Source organism: Curtobacterium sp. MCBA15_008 (genome assembly GCF_001865065.1).
GTDB lineage: Bacteria > Actinomycetota > Actinomycetes > Actinomycetales > Microbacteriaceae > Curtobacterium.
Genome location: NZ_MJGN01000001.1, coordinates 182,799 through 198,709 on the forward strand (window position 1 = coordinate 182,799; position 15,911 = coordinate 198,709).

The following is a 15,911-nucleotide window of genomic DNA, read 5'->3' on the forward strand; positions in this document are numbered from 1 at the left end:
AGGCGCGCCCCACCCCCGGGACGCCCGCTGCGGTCGCGCACGCCCCGGCTCCGGACCGCCGTGGTCACGACGCGTTCACCGCGTTGCGCGGGCACACCGAGCGGATCGTGGCGCACTCGTCCGACCGCGTCGCGTGGCTCCGCGCCCGGGCGATGGGGATCACCGCGACCGACGTCGCCCGACTCGCCTCGTTGCGCGCCGTCGACGCCGTCGTCACCGACAAGCGGTACGGCTCCCGGTTCTCCGGCAACTCGTACACCGAGCACGGCAAGGAACGCGAACCGGTCATCGCCGCCTGGGTCGCCGCGACGCACGGCATCCAGCCCTCGGCGCACCTGTTCCACGCCGCCGCGAACCGTGCGCACCTGGCGACACCGGACGGTGTCGGCGTCGACGGGGCCGCGCGGGTCGTGCTCGCCGAGATCAAGACCACCGGCAAGGCGTGGCGGAGCATCCCGCGCCACTACCTCCGGCAGATCTGGTGGCAGCAGTACGTCCTCGGCGCCGACCGCACCCTGTTCGTCTGGGAGCGCCACGACGAGTTCGTGCCCGTCGCCGACGAGCCCGAGTGCCGGTGGGTCGACCGCGACGACGACCAGATCCGCGGGCTCATCCAGCTCGCCGACCTCGTGCTCGACCGGCTGCGGGGCTTCCGGGTCTAGACCTTCACGAGTCGGAGGCGACTCATCCCCACCACGAGCACGCCGAGCAGCACGATCGACGCCGCCACCCCGAGGCAGTACAGCGCGACGACGCCGTAGCCGAGGTCGGGGTTCAGGAACGGGTACGGCACCCACCCGTCGGTCGCTCCGCGGATCAGGATCACGATCGTCCACACCGCGGGGTAGAGCAGGAACCACCAGATGTGCCGGAACACCAGCCGGGCACGGTCCGAGAACAGCAGCCAGTCGAGCACCGCGTACAACGGCATGATCTTGTGCAGGATGTCGTTCGACCACTGCACCGAGGTCTGCACGTCGACGCTCGTCAGCAGGGTGTTGTAGACGATGCCGGTCGTGGCGATGTACACCGTCGCCGCACCGCGGAACACCGACAGGCCGACGCCCTGGCGCTTCCGCTGCGCTGCAAGCACCAGCGTCGCCGCGAACGCCACCGCGACGATGATGTTCGACTGGATCGTGAAGTAGCCGAAGAAGTTCCAGAAGACGTAGTCGTCGAGCTTCGAGCTGACGAGCCACTGGCCGAGGATCGCCGCGACGACCGCGATCACGGCGATCAGGCGGAGCGAGTTCACGAGGATGCGCACGTGGCCACGCTATCGGGACATCGTGCCGGGAACGCGAAAGGACCCGCACCGAAACCGGTGCGGGTCCTTCGTTGCTGATCCGGGGATCAGATGCTGTTGACGTCCAGCGGGATACCGGGGCCGAAGGTCGTCGAGACGGCGCCCTTCATGATGTAACGGCCCTTCGAGGCGCTCGGCTTGAGGCGGTTGACCTCTTCGAGAGCGGTCGAGATGTTCTCGTCGAGCTGCTCCGGCGTGAACGAGGCCTTGCCGACGACGAAGTGCACGTTGGCGTGCTTGTCGACGCGGAACTCGATCTTGCCGCCCTTGATGTCGTTGACGGCCTGCGCCACGTTCGGGGTCACGGTGCCGGTCTTCGGGTTCGGCATGAGGCCACGCGGGCCGAGCACCTTACCGAGACGACCGACCTTGCCCATGAGCTCGGGCGTCGCGACGGCGGAGTCGAAGGCGGTGTAGCCCTCGGCGACCTTCGCGATGAGCTCGTCGCCACCGACCTCGTCCGCACCGGCGGCGATGGCGGCCTCAGCCGCAGCGCCCACGGCGAAGACGATGACGCGGGCGGTCTTGCCCGTGCCGTGCGGCAGGATGACCGTGCCACGGACCATCTGGTCCGCCTTGCGCGGGTCGACGCCGAGCTTGAGGGCGACCTCGACGGTGGAGTCGGTCTTGGTCGAACCGGTCTCCTTCGCGAGGGCGACGGCCTCGGTGGGGGTGTAGAACTTGTCGGCCTCGATCTTCGCGGCCGCGGCCTGGTAGGCCTTGGACTTCTTCGCCATGGTGTTCTCCTTGGGAGCTACGTGGTTGACGAGCCGGCGACGGCTCTCCCACGGAAGGGTGTTTTGGGGGTGTGCCGGAGCGGTGAGGCTCAGGCCTCGACCGTGATGCCCATCGAACGAGCGGTGCCGGCGATGATCTTCGCGGCCTGCTCGATGTCGTTGGCGTTCAGGTCGGCCTGCTTCGTCTCGGCGATCTGACGGACCTGGTCCATCGAGATCTTCGCGACCTTGACCGTGTGCGGGGTCGAGGACCCCTTCTGCACACCCGCAGCCTTCTTGATGAGCTCGGCGGCCGGCGGGGTCTTGAGGACGAACGTGAACGAACGGTCCTCGTAGACGGTGATCTCGACCGGAACGACGTTGCCGCGCTGCGACTCGGTCGCGGCGTTGTACGCCTTGCAGAACTCCATGATGTTCACGCCGTGCTGACCGAGCGCCGGACCGATCGGCGGGGCCGGGTTGGCGGCGCCCGCGTTGATCTGCAGCTTGATCAGGCCCGTGACCTTCTTCTTCGGTGCCATGTGTGCTTCCTCCTGGGAATCGAACGCACGGTGTTCCGTGCACTCTCCCGCTGGCCCGGCCGTTCCGGACCGCGGTGAAGCCCCGCACGCACGAAGCGTGCGGGGCCAAACTCATTGAGTCTACCCGACCTGAGCGGTCGGTACTAGAGCTTCGTGACCTGGTCGAAGCTGAGCTCGACCGGGGTCTCGCGCTCGAAGAGCGAGACGAGGACGGTGAGCTTGCCGCTCTCCGGCTTGATCTCGGAGATCGAACCCGGCAGGCCCGCGAACGAACCTTCCTTGATGGTGATCGTCTCGCCGACCTCGAAGTCGACCTCGGCTGCCGGCTGCGACTGTGCACCGCCGGTGCCCTTGCCGCCGCCCTTGGTCGGTGCGGCCTCGGCCACCTGCACGAGGGACTTCAGCATGCCGAACGCCTCGTCGAAGCGGAGCGGCGTCGGGTTGTGCGCGTTGCCGACGAAGCCGGTGACACCGGGGGTGTGCCGGACGACGGACCACGAGTCCTCGTTGAGGTCCATGCGGACGAGCACGTACGAGGGGATCCGGACGCGGGTGACCAGCTTGCGCTGCCCGTTCTTGATCTCGACGACGTCCTCCATCGGGACCTCGACCTGGTAGATGTAGTCCTCCATCGACATCGACACCATGCGGTTCTCGATGTTCGACTTCACGCGGCGCTCGAAGCCCGCGTAGGAGTGGATGACGTACCACTTGCCGGGCTTCATCCGCAGCTCGGCCTTGAAGGCGTCGTACGGGTCGACCTCGGCCTCTTCGGCGCCGTCGTCCTCGTCGCCTTCGGCGTCGATCGCCTCGTCGGCGGCGAGGGTGGCGTTCGCCTCTTCGGCGGACTCTTCCTCGAGCTCGATCTCTTCCTCGTCCTCGACCGCCTCGACGGCGGCCTCGGCCTCGTCAGCGGTGTCGATCTCGAGTGCGTCGTCGACGACGGCGTCCGCCTCGGGGTCGCGGGACTCGGCGAGGGCGTTCAGCGCCTCGTCGATGGAGGCGTCGACGGTGCCGTCGTCCGGCTCGTCGCTCAGGCCGAGGGACTCGTCGTCCTCGCCCTCGATCGAGATGGCGCGCTCTTCAGCAGACTCGACCGCACGGCCCTCGCTGGTCTCGACGTCGCCTTCCTGGTTCTCCTCGACTTCGGAGGACTGCTCGGCAGCCGTGGCGAGGTCGATGTCGTCGCGGGAGTTGTCAGACACTGTCGATTCTTTCCGTTCGGTGGTGCGGATCGGGTTGGCGTGCAGATCGGTTCACGATCGACGCTGTCTCGGGCGACCGTACTCCTGTCCGCATCGGGACAGAGTGGCCGGTGTCCGGGTCAGGCCGTCGGCCCGTTGCCGAACACGTACCCGACACCGAGTCCGAACGCGAAGTCGAGGATCGACACCAGGATCATCATCACGACGACGAAGACCAGGACGACGCCCGTGTAGCTGAAGAGCTCCTTGCGGGTCGGTGTGACGACCTTGCGCAGCTCGGCGATGACCTGGCGGATGAAGAGCACGATGGCCGCGAAGGGACCACGGCGCTCGGCCCGGTCCTGCTTCGCCTTGGCGACGACGTCGTCCGCCGTCGTCTCCATGTCTTTGCTCGCCAACTTCTACCCTTCCAGATGTGCAGGGCGGACAGGACTCGAACCTGCAACCTGCGGTTTTGGAGACCGCTGCTCTACCAATTGAGCCACCGCCCTTCGGACGCAGTTCGTCACCGATCCGCGTTCCGGTGGACGAGTCTACGGGAGTCCGTCACACGGTGTCCACTTGACGGATGCTCCGGCGTGCCGCGCCGATAGGCTGGCACCCGTGAGCACCGAAGCCCCCGGCCCCGAGTCCACCGCAAACCCCACCGCCACGACCCCGACCGACGGGTCGGGCGACCGGCCGCGCATCGCGTCCCGGATCGCCGCGATCGCCGAGTCGGCGACGCTCAAGGTCGACGCGAAGGCGAAGGCGCTCAAGGCCGCCGGTCGTCCGGTGATCTCGTTCGCCGCGGGCGAGCCCGACTTCGCCACCCCGGAGCACGTGGTCGACGCCGCCGTCCAGGCCGCGCAGGACCCGAAGAACCACCGCTACACGCCGGCGACCGGCCTGCCCGAGCTCAAGCAGGCGATCGCCGAGAAGACGGCCCGCTCGTCCGGCGTCACCGTCGAACCGGGACAGGTCATCGTCACGAACGGCGGCAAGCAGGCCGTCTACCAGGCGTTCCAGACCATCGTCGACGCCGGCGACGAGGTCCTCCTCCCCGCCCCGTACTGGACCACCTACCCCGAGGCCATCCGGCTCGCCGGCGGCGTGCCCGTCGACGTGTTCGCGGGCAGCGACCAGGACTACCTCGTCACGGTCGAGCAGCTCGAGGCAGCCCGCACGCCGAAGACGAAGGCGCTGCTGTTCTGCTCCCCGTCGAACCCCACCGGCGCCGTGTACACCGCCGAGCAGACCAAGGCCATCGGCGAGTGGGCGCTCGAGCACGGCATCTGGGTGATCAGCGACGAGATCTACCAGGACCTCGTGTACGACGGTGTCCGCTTCACCGGCATCCTCGAGGCCGTCCCCGCCCTCGCGGACACCACGATCCTCGTCAACGGCGTCGCGAAGACCTACGCGATGACCGGCTGGCGCGTCGGGTGGTTCATCGGTCCGGCCGACGCCGTCAAGGCCGCGTCGAACCTGCAGTCACACCTGTCGTCGAACGTCTCGAACGTGTCGCAGCGGGCCGCGATCGCCGCGCTGACCGGGCCGCAGGAGCCGGTGACGGCCATGCGCGAGGCCTTCGACCGTCGCCGCAAGTCCATCGTCGAGGGGCTCAACGCCATCCCGGGCTTCGTGACGCCGACCCCGCAGGGCGCCTTCTACGTCTACCCCGACGTCACGGCGCTGCTCGGTCGCGAGTGGGCCGGTTCGACCCCCACCACGACGCTCGAGCTCGCCGACCTGATCCTCGAGCAGGCCGAGGTCGCGGTCGTCCCCGGCGAGGCGTTCGGCCCGTCCGGCTACCTCCGCCTGTCGTACGCCCTCGGGGACGACGACATCGCCGAGGGCGTCGCCCGCCTGGCGGCGTTCTTCGCGGCGACCCCGGGACAGTAGACCGCAGGAGCACGGAACGGGCCGCCTCGCCGAGGTGGCCCGTTCCGTCGTTCCGGGAGGCGCGGATCGGCTCAGTCGACCAGGTCGCCCACCACGACGGGTTCCGGCACGAGCGCGACCCCGAAGCGGTTGAGGACGGTCACCTGCACGTAGCGGGCGAGCTCGGCAACCTGCGCGGCGGTCGCTCCCCCGCGGTTCGTCAGCGCCAGGGTGTGCTTGGACGAGATGCCGGCTCGGGATCCGGGGACCGCGTAGCCACGGTGGACACCCGCGTGCTCGATGAGCCACGCGGCGCTGAGCTTGACCTCGTCGCCGGCGGGCCACCGCGGTGCATCGGCCGGCAGCGTCTCGGCGAACTCGGGCGACACGAGGGGGTTCGTGAAGAAGGACCCGGCGCTCCAGGTGTCCGGGTCGTCAGTGTCGAGGACCATGCCCTTCGACCCGCGCAGCCGCAGGACCTCGGACCGGACCGTCGACGGCGGGACGAGGGCCCCGAGCTCGACGCCGAGCGACCCGGCGAGCTGGGCGTACCGGACCGGCACCCCGTCGGACGAGGCCGTCCCGAGGCGGAACTCCACCGTCAGCACCACACCCCGGCGTCCGTGCTTGAGCGTCGACGTGCGGTAGCCGAGCGCCAGCTCGGCCGCGGGTACCCACGCGCGCTCCCCCGTGACCGCATCGAGGAACTCGATCGCGGTGAGCACGTCGGAGAGCTCGACCCCGTAGGCGCCGATGTTCTGCACGGGGGCGGCACCGACCGTGCCCGGGATGCCGCTGAGTGCCTCCAGGCCGCTCCAGCCGTTCTCGACGGTCGTGGCGACGAACGCGTCCCACGGTTCACCGGCCGCGACGCGGACGGTGACGCCGTCCGCGTCGGCCGAGGACGCGACGCCCGTCGTGCGGACGAGCACGACGGTGCCGTCGAAGCCGTCGTCGGCGACCAGGACGTTGCTGCCACCACCGAGGACGAGCCACTCGCCGTCCTCCCACGCGGTGAAGGCGGCTGCGACGAGCTCGTCCGTCGTCGTCGGGGTGAGCAGGCGAGCGGCGGGACCGCCGACGCGCAGCGTCGTGAGGTCCGCGAGCACCGGAGCCGACACGGTCAGCGGAACGCCACCGTGACCTGCGCCTTGCCGAGCACGGTCTGCCCGGCGGCGGTCACGGTGAGGTCGATGCGCTGGGGTCGGCCGTCCTCGTCCACGGTGCCGACCTTGGCGACGACGCCGACGGTGGCGCCCTGCTCGGGGTCGACGACGACGGGACGCGTGAAGCGCACGCCGTAGCGGACGACCCAGCCGCGGTCGCCGAGCCACTCGGACACCGGCTGCACGGCGAGGCCCATCGTCAGCATGCCGTGCGCGAGGACGCCGGGCAGCCCGACCGAGGCGGCGACGTCGTCGCGGTAGTGGATCGGGTTGAAGTCGCCGGAGGCGCCGGCGTACCGGACGAGCGAGTCACGGGTCAGGTGGACCTCGCGCTCGGCGACGACGGTGCCGACCTCGAGCGCGGTCACGGGTGCGGTGGTCATGCGTCGTCTCCTCGGACGACGAGGGTGGATGTCGCCGTGACGACGTGCTCCCCCGCGGCGTCGTTCATCGTGCTCTCGGCGGTGACCATGGCGTTGCCGCCGAGGGTCTTGACGCTCGTGACGGTCAGCGTGGCGGTGAGTTTGTCACCGGCGACGATCGGCCGGTCGTACGTGAAGGCCTGCTCGCCGTGGACGACGCGGGAGAAGTCGATGCCGGCGTCCGGCTCGGCGAGGAGCTGGGCGAGCGTGGCCTCTTGCACGACGACCGCGAAGGTCGGCGGTGCGACGACGTCGTCGTAGCCGGCGGCACGGGCGGCCTCGGGCTCGTGGTGGATCGGGTTCGTCGCGAAGACGGCGCGGGAGAACTCGCGCACCTTCTCACGACCGACCAGGTAGGGCTGGGCCGGCGGGAACGTCCTGCCGACGAGCTCGGGGTTCACAGACACGTCGGCAGTCTACCGACGCCCTTCTGGGGGCCTGTGTTCCATGAGTATGCATCGGCTATGCTCGACGGGCGCGGTTCGGGGGAACCGCGCCCGGCGCAGGGACCGAAGGACGACTCCGGGGATGGGGAGGGACGATGGACGCGACGACCGAGTTCGCCGTGCACACGGGAGACCGGTGCACCGCCATGGAGGTCGCCAGCGCGGCACTGCGCCGCACCGGGCACCAGGTCGAGTCGACCGGCGGCACGCTCACCGCCACGACGGGCAACCGCGTGCTGACGATCCTGCTCGGGGCGCTCGTGCACCCGTCGCGGGAGTTCCGTCGCTACGAGCTGTCGACGACCGTCACGGGGACGTCGACCACGATCACGTTGCGGCACGCCGGGCACGGCACGGCGGTGTCCGGCGGTGGCATCGGTGCGGACCGGCGGCAGAGCGCGTGGCGGCAGGTGAACGCGACGCTGGAGCGGGCGCTGCGTTCGGCCGGGGTGCTCGTGGCGCGCACGGAGCACCGGCCGTTCTGACCGGATGTGGCCCGGCCGGCCCGCCCGGCCCGGCCCGGTCCGGCCCGCGTCTCGCGCTCAGCGACACTTCACGCGCCGACGAGCCCGTGAGGTGTCGCTGAGCGCGACACTCGGCCACCCGTCTGCGGCCGCAGAGCGACAGATGGACGCGAAGCTCCGCGGACGCGGCCAGCAGGGCGACAGATCGGCGCCGGACGTTCGCGCCCATCTGTCGCTTTCGCGGCAGGCGGCCAGGCGGCCAGGCGGCCAGGCCGCGGCCGCACGCATACCGCAGCGCGCATGCACGCCCCCGGGAACGACGAAAGCCCGGCGAACGATCGCCGGGCTTGCGGTAGCGAGGGCGGGACTTGAACCCGCGACCCCACGATTATGAGTCGTGTGCTCTAACCAACTGAGCTACCCCGCCAAGGATCCGGAGCGGCGTACCGCTCCGAGTCGGAGCCCCGAGTCAGGATTGAACTGACGACCCCTTCCTTACCATGGAAGTGCTCTACCACTGAGCTATCGGGGCATGTGCCGCGAACGGCACCACACGAGGATAGCAGACCGGCGACGGTGCTCAGGAACCCGGAGCGACGCCCGGGCGTGCCGCGCCGGACCGCTAGTTCGCGTTGGCCTTGAGCCACGCCAGCGGGTCCACCGGAACGCCGTCGACGTGCACCTCGAGGTGCAGGTGCGGGCCCGTCGAGTTGCCGGTGCTGCCGACGAGACCGAGCTCGTCACCGACCGCGACCTGCTGGCCCTTGACCACCTTGAAGGAGTTGTCCTCCATGTGGCCGTAGACGCTGACGAACTGCTTGCCGTCGACGTCGTGCTGGACCCAGACGTCGTTGCCGAAGCCGCCGTCGTTCGCCTGCACCTTGATCACGGTGCCGCCGGCGATGACCCGGATCGGGGTGCCCTCACCGGGCGCGAAGTCGACGCCCATGTGGTTCGTCGAGCAGAACGAGCAGCCCTCGACCTGGCGGCCGCCGAACCCGGAGGTGATCGGCACGCCGGTGAGGAACGGCCACTGAATGCTGCCGTTCGGGTCGTTCGTGAAGCTCGACGAGTCGACGTTCTTGTACTGCGCGGCGCTCGACACCGAGTACTGGTCGCGGTTCGTCTCGGCGTCCGTCGCGCCCGAGCCGACACTGAGCGACTGGGTCGCGCCGGCGACGGTGCGCTCCGAGGTCGAACCGGTCTCAGGCGTGTAGAGCGCCTGCGCCGGCAGCGACGTGGACACGACGAGCCCGGCGGCGAAGAGGAGCGCACCAACGGCCGTCACGCGCGATGCCGCACGACGGAACGACGCGCCCTGCTTCTTCGGGGTAACGACGGTCGGGGCGACGGCGCGCGTGGACCGCACGGCGCCGAGGTGGCGGGTGGCGCGGTCGACGTGCAGCGTCGCGGTACCCCCGGTGCGGACGGCGCGTGCCGGTCGACGCGACGCCGGGACCTGACCGAGCACCCGACGCGTCGTGGGCGCGGCCGGAGCGGCGGGCGCAGCAACAGCGGCAGCGGGGGCGACGACGGGCGACGTGGGCGCCGGCGGCGTCACAGGTGCGGCGGTCGACGCAGGCATCGCCGGCGCGAAGTCGATCGGGGACGCCGGGGCCGGCGGCGTCATGGGCGTCACGAGGTCGTCGAACGACGGACGGGAGGCCGTGCCCGCCCCCGCGACGACCGGCGCCTGCTCGACACGGTCACCACCGGCGACCGCCGTGGATGCTGCTCGCTCTGCCTCGATGCGTGCCCGTCGGGTGAGGTGGACGACCGGTTCCGGTGCGTTCACGGGGCCGTCGGTCTGCACGGGCGAGAGGGAGGAGTGGGGCATACGTCGGTGAGGATCCTGATCGAGGCGAAGAGCGCTCGTTGGTAACGAGCAGATAACGGGACTGGAGAACGGTAGCAAAAGCCCTAGCGGGTTTCCAGTCCTGGTCATGACCACAGGGGTCCCCCAGAGCGAGGGACGTGCGGCTCAGCCTGCGAGGACGGGGCCCTCGAGCCGCCGCAGCAGGGCAGCCAGCTCGTCGACGACGGCGGGGCTCGCGAACAGGAAGGACCGCGTCCCGCCGGCGTCCCAGATGCGGGTCTCGGCGCCGGCTTCGCGCGCGACGATCGACCCGGCGGCCATGTCCCACGGGTTGATCCCCCGCTCGTAGTAGGCGTCGACCGTGCCTGCCCCGACCGCGCAGCAGTCGAGCGACGCCGCTCCCCCGCGGCGGATGTCCCGGACCTCGCCGATCAGCCCGGCCAGCACCGCGACCTGCTCCCGGCGGCGGTCGGCGGTGTACCCGAAGCCGGTGGCGACGAGGGTCTCGGCGAGGGACGCGGGGGCGCTGACCCGGAGCGTCACGCCGTCCCGCGTCGCACCCTGCCCCGTGACCGCACGGTGGACGACGCCGGTCGCCGGAGCGACGACGACGCCGGCGACCGGCTCCCAGGTCGCCGGGTCGGCCGCCCCGCGGACGACCCCGATGCTGACGCCGTACTCGGGGCTGCCGTAGAGGTAGTTGACGGTGCCGTCGATGGGATCGACCACCCAGGTGGTGCCCGACGTGCCGGCTCCGGTGCCGGACTCCTCGCCGAAGAACGCGTCGTCCGGACGGGCCTCGGCGATGCGGGCACGGATGAGGGCCTCGACCTCACGGTCGGCGGCGGTGACCACGTCGGCGATGCTCGACTTCCGGTCGGCGACCTCGACCCCCTCGGCTCGACGGCGTGCGGCGAGGTCGGCGGCCTCGCGGGCGATCGACTCGGCGAGGTCGGCATACTGGGACGGGGTGAGCGCGGAGGTCATCCACCGATCCTGCCAGGAACGACGAAAGCCCCGTCCTAGGACGGGGCTTTCGTCGATCACGTGGCAAGTGAGGGATTCGAACCCCCGAAGGCTACGCCGGCTGATTTACAGTCAGATCCCTTTGGCCGCTTGGGTAACTTGCCATGCGCGCACCCGGCCCGTGTAGTCACCAACCGAAGGCGCGCATGAAAGCATAGCCGATCGGAGACGGTGCTCGTGACCACCGTGGGCCGACCTGCGGGAGCCGAACCGCGCCTCCTGTCCGCCGTTAGGCTGTCCGGCATGGCAGACAGTTCCTTCGACGTGGTCAGCAAGGTCGACAAGATGGAGGCGGAGAACGCCCTCAACCAGGCGGCCAAGGAGATCGAGCAGCGGTACGACTTCAAGGGTGCCGACGCCTCGGTCGCATTCAGCGGTGAGGACGTCCTCATCAAGGCGAACTCCGAGGAGCGCGCCAAGGCCGTCCTCGACGTGCTCCAGAGCAAGGCGATCAAGCGGAACATCTCGCTGAAGAGCCTCGACGCGGGCGACCCGTACCCGTCGGGCAAGGAGTACCGCATCGAGGTGAAGTTCAAGAACGGCATCGAGCAGGACGTCGCGAAGAAGATCGGTGCCTTCCTCCGCGCGAATGCGCCGAAGACCGTGAAGAGCCAGATCCAGGGCGACGAGCTCCGCGTCTCCTCGAAGAGCCGCGACGACCTGCAGAACACGATCCAGCTCCTCAAGGGTGAAGAGTTCGACGTGCCACTCCAGTTCATCAACTTCCGCTGACGCGCCGCCCGCCGCCTTGGAGCACTGGCTCAACGTCGCGATCGTCGTCCTGCTCGTCCTGCTGGACCTGGCGATCCGCGTCTTCTCGATCATCTACGTCCCGATCAACCGGAAGCCGCAGACCGCGACGGCCTGGTTGCTCGCGATCTTCCTCATCCCCTACGTCGGGTTCATCGTCTTCCTCATCATCGGGTCGACGAAGCTCCCGCATGCCCGGCGTGAGAAGCAGACCGAGATCAACGCCTACATCCTCGAGCAGACCGACGGCATCGAGCGGGTCCGCCGTGACCACCCGTGGCCGCTGTGGCTCGAGAGCATCACGACGCTGAACCGCGAGCTCGGCGCGATGCCCCTCGTCGGCGGCAACTCCGCCGAGCTCTACCCGGACTACGAGGAGTCCATCGCCGAGATGACCCGTGCGATCGACCAGTCCCGGCGGTTCGTGCACGTCGAGTTCTACATCGCGACGATCGACGACACCACCCGCCCGTTCTTCGACGCCCTCGCCCGTGCCCAGGCACGCGGGGTGTCGGTGCGGTTCCTGCTCGACCACTGGGCCAGCCGCGGGTACCCCGGCTACAAGGAGACGCTGGCGTTCATGGACCGCGCCGGCATCGAGTGGCACCTCATGCTGCCGCTCCTGCCGCTGCAGGGGAAGTTCCAGCGCCCCGACCTCCGCAACCACCGGAAGATCATGGTCATCGACGGCTCGGTGGCCTTCACCGGGTCGCAGAACCTCATCGACAGCTCCTACGACCTGCAGTCGCACATCGACAAGGGCATGGTCTACAAGGACCTGTTCGCCCGGTTCGAGGGTCCGGTCGTCGCCGGCCTCAACGCCCTGTTCGTGACCGACTGGTACAGCGAGACCGACGAGCTGCTGCTGCGCGAGAGCGACCCCGTGCAGCGTGCCGACCGCGGTGACGCCCTGGACTGCCAGGTGGTCCCGTCCGGCCCCGGCTTCGACGGCGAGAACAACCTGCGCCTCTTCAACGCGCTGCTCTACTCGGCGCAGGAGAAGGTGTCGATCACGTCGCCGTACTTCGTGCCGGATGACTCGATGCTCTACGCGATCACGACCACGGCACAGCGCGGGGTCGAGGTCGAGCTGTTCGTCGGCGAGATGGGCGACCACGCGATGACCTGGCACGCCCAGCGCTCCTACTACGAGGGCCTGCTGCGGGCCGGCGTCAAGATCTGGCTCTACCGGGCGCCGACGATCCTGCACGCGAAGCACTTCACGATCGACGACGAGGTGTCCGTGATCGGGTCGAGCAACATGGACATGCGGTCCTTCAGCCTCAACCTCGAGGTCTCGGTGATGGTCCGTGGCAAGCGGTTCGTCGACGCCCTGCGCGAGGTCCAGGACGCCTACAAGGAGAACAGCTTCGAGCTGCGGTTGGACTCGTGGCTCGGTCGCCCGCGCCGGTCCCAGGTGCTCGACAACGTCGCGCGGCTCACGGCGGCGCTGCAGTAGCGGACAGCCGGGAGGCGCGGCCCGGCCCCGGCAGGCGTCGCGCGTCGTCGACGCGGTGCGACCAGGGCGTCGTCGGACGACGTCGACGGTGTCGCGCGTTCGCGCCGACGGTTCAGCGCAGCGGGACGAGTCCGCTCAGCGTCGCGGTCAGGCGTTCGAGGGGACCGCGACCCAGGGCCGTCCGCCACGCCATCGCGAACAGCACCGACCCGATGGCGAACCACGCCCACGCCGCACCCGAGTCCGGGTACCCCGGCAGCAGCGCCAGCACGACGAGGTGCCCGGCGTAGACCGTGAGCGGCATCGACCCGACCGCGGCGAGCGGGAACGCGATGCGCTCGGCCAGGCGGCCGCCCGCGCTCCCGCCTCCGTGCCCGTCGAACAGCAGGGTGCACAGGGCGATCACCGCGACCGCGACACCCGCCGTCCCGACGACGTCGACGACCGACGACGAGTGGTCACGCGGCGACAGGAAGAGCTGCGCGAGGGCCGCCGACGGCGGACTGCCCTGCCCGGCGTACGGCACGCCGGGGAAGGCCTGGACGGCGTCGACGGGCACCGGGGCGAGCACGTTCCCGACCACGTAGGCGGCCGCGGCGACCACGGCGCCGGACGCGAGGAGCGCGACCTGGCGGCCACGTTCCTCCAGGCCCGCACGGACGACCGCGAGACCGACCAGGACGTACGCCAGGAAGGTGACCACGGGGTAGACCAGGCCGAGCTGGACCTCCCACATGCCGGCGTCCGCGTAGAGCGGCACGATGCTCAGCGCGACGACCGGCGAGGCCACCGCGCACGCCGCCGCCAGCACGAGCAGCCATCCGGCCCGGACCCGCAGGACGGGGACGGCCAGCAGGAAGAGGGCTCCGTACGTCGGCAGGATCACGTACACGGGGGTCTGCAGCGCCATCAGGAGCAGGCCGATCGCGACCACGACCGCCGCGCGGATCGCGAGCCGCGCGCGGACCCTGCCGATCGTCGGCGGACCGGGCGGCGCGGTCCGGCCGCTCGTCAGCCCGATCGAGACGCCGGCGAGCACGGCGAAGAGGGACGACGAACGACCGTGCGCCACCGCGGCCCAGGTCGTCGGGTCGGACCAGTCGACCTCGTCGGCGATGCCGCCCACGTGCGTCGCCATCATGCCGAGGAGCGCCAGTGCCCGCGCGACGTCGACTCCCTGCAGACGGGCACCGGAGACGGACACGCCCCGCAGCGCGGCGGGCGGTGCGGGGCGTGCGGTCGACATGGCGGTCGGCTCGGCGTCAGCTGGTGCGTGCGTCGGCGGTGCGGGCGTCGGCGCTGTGCGCGTCGACTGTGCGCCCGAGCGACACCTCGACCATCTCGTCACGCGGCACGACCTTGATGCGCTCGCGACCCTCGGCCGCACCGAGCGCGAGCTCGTGCGCGTCGAGGTTGTGCCAGCCGTCGAGGTCGGTGTACTCGACGCCGCGCGCGGCCAGCAGCGCCGGGACCGCACCCTCGGACGGGTCCTCCGGCGTCCACCAGCTCGCCTGGTCGTTGACGATGTGCTGCACGGTCTCCATCGCGTCGGACTTGGTGTGCCCGATGAGGCCGACCGGCCCGCGCTTGATCCACCCGGTGGCGTAGACGCCCGGGATCTGCTGGTTGTCGTCGTCGAGGACCTGGCCCTCGTGGTTGGGGATGACCCCGTGGCGCTCGTCGAACGGCACCCCCGGCAGCGGCGAGCCGAAGTAGCCGACCGCACGGTAGGCGGCCTGGATCGGGATCTCGCGGACCTCGCCGGTGCCCTCGACGCCGCCCTGCCCGTTCGGACGGGTGCGCTCGTAGCGGATGGCGGTGAGCTTGCCGTCCTCGCCGACGAACTCGAGGGGCTTCGCGTAGAAGTGCAGGTGCAGGCGGCGGCTGGCCTGCCCGGTCTCGCGGGTGCGCCACTGCTCGAGCACGCGGTTCATCACCATGACCTGCTTGTTCGTCGCGATGGCGTTCTTCGAGGCCTCGTCGTGGTCGAAGTCCTCGTCGTAGACGACCATGTCGACGTCGCGCAGCTCGCCGAGCTCGCGCAGCTCGAGCGGCGTGAACTTCACCTGCGCGGGGCCGCGACGACCGAACACGTGCACGTCGGTCACCGGGGAGGCCTTCAGCCCCTCGTGGACGTTCGCCGGGATCTCGGTCGGCAGGAGGTCGTCGGCGTGCTTCGCGAGGATGCGTGAGACGTCGAGGGCGACGTTGCCGTTGCCGATCACGGCGACGCTCGAGGCCTCGAGCGGCCAGGTACGCGGGACGTCCGGGTGGCCGTCGAACCAGCTGACGAACTCGGCCGCTCCGTAGGAGCCCTCGAGCTCGACACCCGGCACGTCGAGGTCGGCGTCCTTGATCGCCCCGGTGGAGAACACGACCGCGTGGTAGTGCTTCCGGAGGTCGTCGAGGGTGATGTCCTCGCCGAAGCGGACGTTGCCGAACAACCGGACGACCCCGCGGTCGAGCACGTCCCGCAGGGCGTTGACGATGCCCTTGATCCGGGGGTGGTCCGGCGCGACGCCGTACCGGACCAGGCCGTAGGGGGCGGGGAGCTGCTCGAACAGGTCGATCGACACGTCGTGGCCGTGGGCTTCGCGCAGCAGGATGTCCGCGGCGTAGATGCCGGCGGGGCCGGCGCCGACGATGGCGACTCGGAGGGTGGGCACTGATCGTCTCCAGTTTCGTTCGGGCAGGGTGCTCCCGATGGGCTGTGTCGCTGGGTGGTGGTCG

17 protein-coding genes and 4 tRNA genes are annotated in these 15,911 nt (G+C 70.2%); 5 read left to right on the forward strand and 16 right to left on the reverse strand.

Annotated features, from left to right (window positions below):
• Positions 1 to 83: 83 nt before the first annotated feature.
• Positions 84 to 662 (forward strand): YqaJ viral recombinase family protein, encoded by a 579-nt coding sequence (locus BIU96_RS00775; RefSeq protein ID WP_254785893.1) that lies wholly within the window; start codon positions 84 to 86, stop codon positions 660 to 662.
• On the opposite strand, the gene BIU96_RS00780 is transcribed toward BIU96_RS00775, so the two are convergent.
• The 6 genes from BIU96_RS00780 to BIU96_RS00805 form a co-directional block, all read right to left on the reverse strand.
• The gene (locus BIU96_RS00780; protein ID WP_071290697.1) at positions 659 to 1,267 is read right to left on the reverse strand and encodes a Pr6Pr family membrane protein; all 609 of its coding nucleotides are present in this window, start codon (positions 1,265 to 1,267) and stop codon (positions 659 to 661) included. The genes BIU96_RS00775 and BIU96_RS00780 overlap by 4 nt on opposite strands.
• 86 nt (positions 1,268 to 1,353) lie before the next feature.
• Entirely contained in the window at positions 1,354 to 2,043 is a 690-nt protein-coding gene (gene rplA, locus BIU96_RS00785) for a 50S ribosomal protein L1 (RefSeq protein WP_071290698.1), read from the reverse strand.
• Between the two features lie 89 nt (positions 2,044 to 2,132).
• Positions 2,133 to 2,564: a 50S ribosomal protein L11 gene (gene rplK, locus BIU96_RS00790; RefSeq protein WP_017888638.1), complete on the reverse strand. Its 432-nt coding sequence runs from the start codon at positions 2,562 to 2,564 to the stop codon at positions 2,133 to 2,135.
• Between the two features lie 143 nt (positions 2,565 to 2,707).
• Positions 2,708 to 3,769, reverse strand: coding sequence for a transcription termination/antitermination protein NusG (nusG, locus tag BIU96_RS00795; protein ID WP_071290699.1), 1,062 nt, complete (start codon positions 3,767 to 3,769; stop codon positions 2,708 to 2,710).
• Between the two features lie 119 nt (positions 3,770 to 3,888).
• Positions 3,889 to 4,167, reverse strand: coding sequence for a preprotein translocase subunit SecE (secE, locus tag BIU96_RS00800; protein ID WP_071290700.1), 279 nt, complete (start codon positions 4,165 to 4,167; stop codon positions 3,889 to 3,891).
• 20 nt (positions 4,168 to 4,187) lie between these two features.
• Positions 4,188 to 4,260 (reverse strand) — tRNA-Trp (locus BIU96_RS00805).
• 196 nt (positions 4,261 to 4,456) lie between these two features.
• Between BIU96_RS00805 and BIU96_RS00810 the strand changes: the two genes are divergently transcribed.
• Entirely contained in the window at positions 4,457 to 5,653 is a 1,197-nt protein-coding gene (locus BIU96_RS00810; RefSeq protein ID WP_071290764.1) for a pyridoxal phosphate-dependent aminotransferase, read from the forward strand.
• Positions 5,654 to 5,724: 71 nt separating this feature from the next.
• Here the strand turns inward: BIU96_RS00810 and BIU96_RS00815 are convergent, their stop codons facing one another.
• The 3 genes from BIU96_RS00815 to BIU96_RS00825 are packed head-to-tail and all read right to left on the reverse strand — an operon-like array spanning position 5,725 to position 7,627.
• Positions 5,725 to 6,741 carry a UDP-N-acetylmuramate dehydrogenase gene (locus tag BIU96_RS00815; protein ID WP_254785871.1) on the reverse strand — a complete coding sequence of 339 codons (1,017 nt, stop codon included), beginning with the start codon at positions 6,739 to 6,741 and terminating at the stop codon, positions 5,725 to 5,727.
• Between the two features lie 14 nt (positions 6,742 to 6,755).
• A complete protein-coding gene (locus tag BIU96_RS00820) occupies positions 6,756 to 7,181 on the reverse strand; it encodes a MaoC/PaaZ C-terminal domain-containing protein (RefSeq protein ID WP_071290701.1) in 426 nt (141 codons plus the stop codon).
• Positions 7,178 to 7,627, reverse strand: a complete 450-nt coding sequence (locus BIU96_RS00825) for a MaoC family dehydratase N-terminal domain-containing protein (RefSeq protein WP_083402542.1) — start codon at positions 7,625 to 7,627, stop codon at positions 7,178 to 7,180. Before BIU96_RS00825 ends, BIU96_RS00820 begins: the two co-directional genes overlap by 4 nt.
• Positions 7,628 to 7,761: 134 nt before the next feature.
• Between BIU96_RS00825 and BIU96_RS00830 the strand changes: the two genes are divergently transcribed.
• Positions 7,762 to 8,151 carry a hypothetical protein gene (locus BIU96_RS00830; protein ID WP_071290703.1) on the forward strand — a complete coding sequence of 130 codons (390 nt, stop codon included), beginning with the start codon at positions 7,762 to 7,764 and terminating at the stop codon, positions 8,149 to 8,151.
• Between the two features lie 332 nt (positions 8,152 to 8,483).
• On the opposite strand, the gene BIU96_RS00835 is transcribed toward BIU96_RS00830, so the two are convergent.
• The 5 genes from BIU96_RS00835 to BIU96_RS00855 form a co-directional block, all read right to left on the reverse strand.
• Positions 8,484 to 8,557: transfer RNA gene (locus BIU96_RS00835), tRNA-Met, on the reverse strand.
• Positions 8,558 to 8,590: 33 nt separating this feature from the next.
• Positions 8,591 to 8,662: transfer RNA gene (locus BIU96_RS00840), tRNA-Thr, on the reverse strand.
• 90 nt (positions 8,663 to 8,752) lie between these two features.
• The gene (locus tag BIU96_RS00845) at positions 8,753 to 9,967 is read right to left on the reverse strand and encodes a M23 family metallopeptidase (RefSeq protein WP_071290704.1); all 1,215 of its coding nucleotides are present in this window, start codon (positions 9,965 to 9,967) and stop codon (positions 8,753 to 8,755) included.
• Positions 9,968 to 10,111: 144 nt separating this feature from the next.
• The gene (locus BIU96_RS00850) at positions 10,112 to 10,933 is read right to left on the reverse strand and encodes an inositol monophosphatase family protein (RefSeq protein ID WP_071290705.1); all 822 of its coding nucleotides are present in this window, start codon (positions 10,931 to 10,933) and stop codon (positions 10,112 to 10,114) included.
• A 61-nt stretch (positions 10,934 to 10,994) separates the two neighbouring features.
• Positions 10,995 to 11,076 (reverse strand) — tRNA-Tyr (locus BIU96_RS00855).
• Between the two features lie 139 nt (positions 11,077 to 11,215).
• On the opposite strand from BIU96_RS00855, the gene BIU96_RS00860 reads away from it, so the two are divergent.
• Complete coding sequence (locus BIU96_RS00860; RefSeq protein ID WP_017888627.1) at positions 11,216 to 11,704, forward strand: YajQ family cyclic di-GMP-binding protein; 489 nt, start codon at positions 11,216 to 11,218, stop codon at positions 11,702 to 11,704.
• Between the two features lie 16 nt (positions 11,705 to 11,720).
• Positions 11,721 to 13,181, forward strand: a complete 1,461-nt coding sequence (gene cls, locus BIU96_RS00865; protein WP_071290706.1) for a cardiolipin synthase — start codon at positions 11,721 to 11,723, stop codon at positions 13,179 to 13,181.
• Positions 13,182 to 13,293: 112 nt separating this feature from the next.
• Here cls and BIU96_RS00870 read toward each other — a convergent pair whose 3' ends face one another.
• Together BIU96_RS00870 and BIU96_RS00875 are read right to left on the reverse strand one after the other, a co-directional pair.
• A complete protein-coding gene (locus BIU96_RS00870) occupies positions 13,294 to 14,427 on the reverse strand; it encodes a heparan-alpha-glucosaminide N-acetyltransferase domain-containing protein (protein ID WP_071290707.1) in 1,134 nt (377 codons plus the stop codon).
• A gap of 16 nt (positions 14,428 to 14,443) precedes the next feature.
• Positions 14,444 to 15,847, reverse strand: coding sequence for an FAD-dependent oxidoreductase (locus BIU96_RS00875; protein ID WP_071290708.1), 1,404 nt, complete (start codon positions 15,845 to 15,847; stop codon positions 14,444 to 14,446).
• Between the last annotated feature and the right edge of the window lie 64 nt (positions 15,848 to 15,911).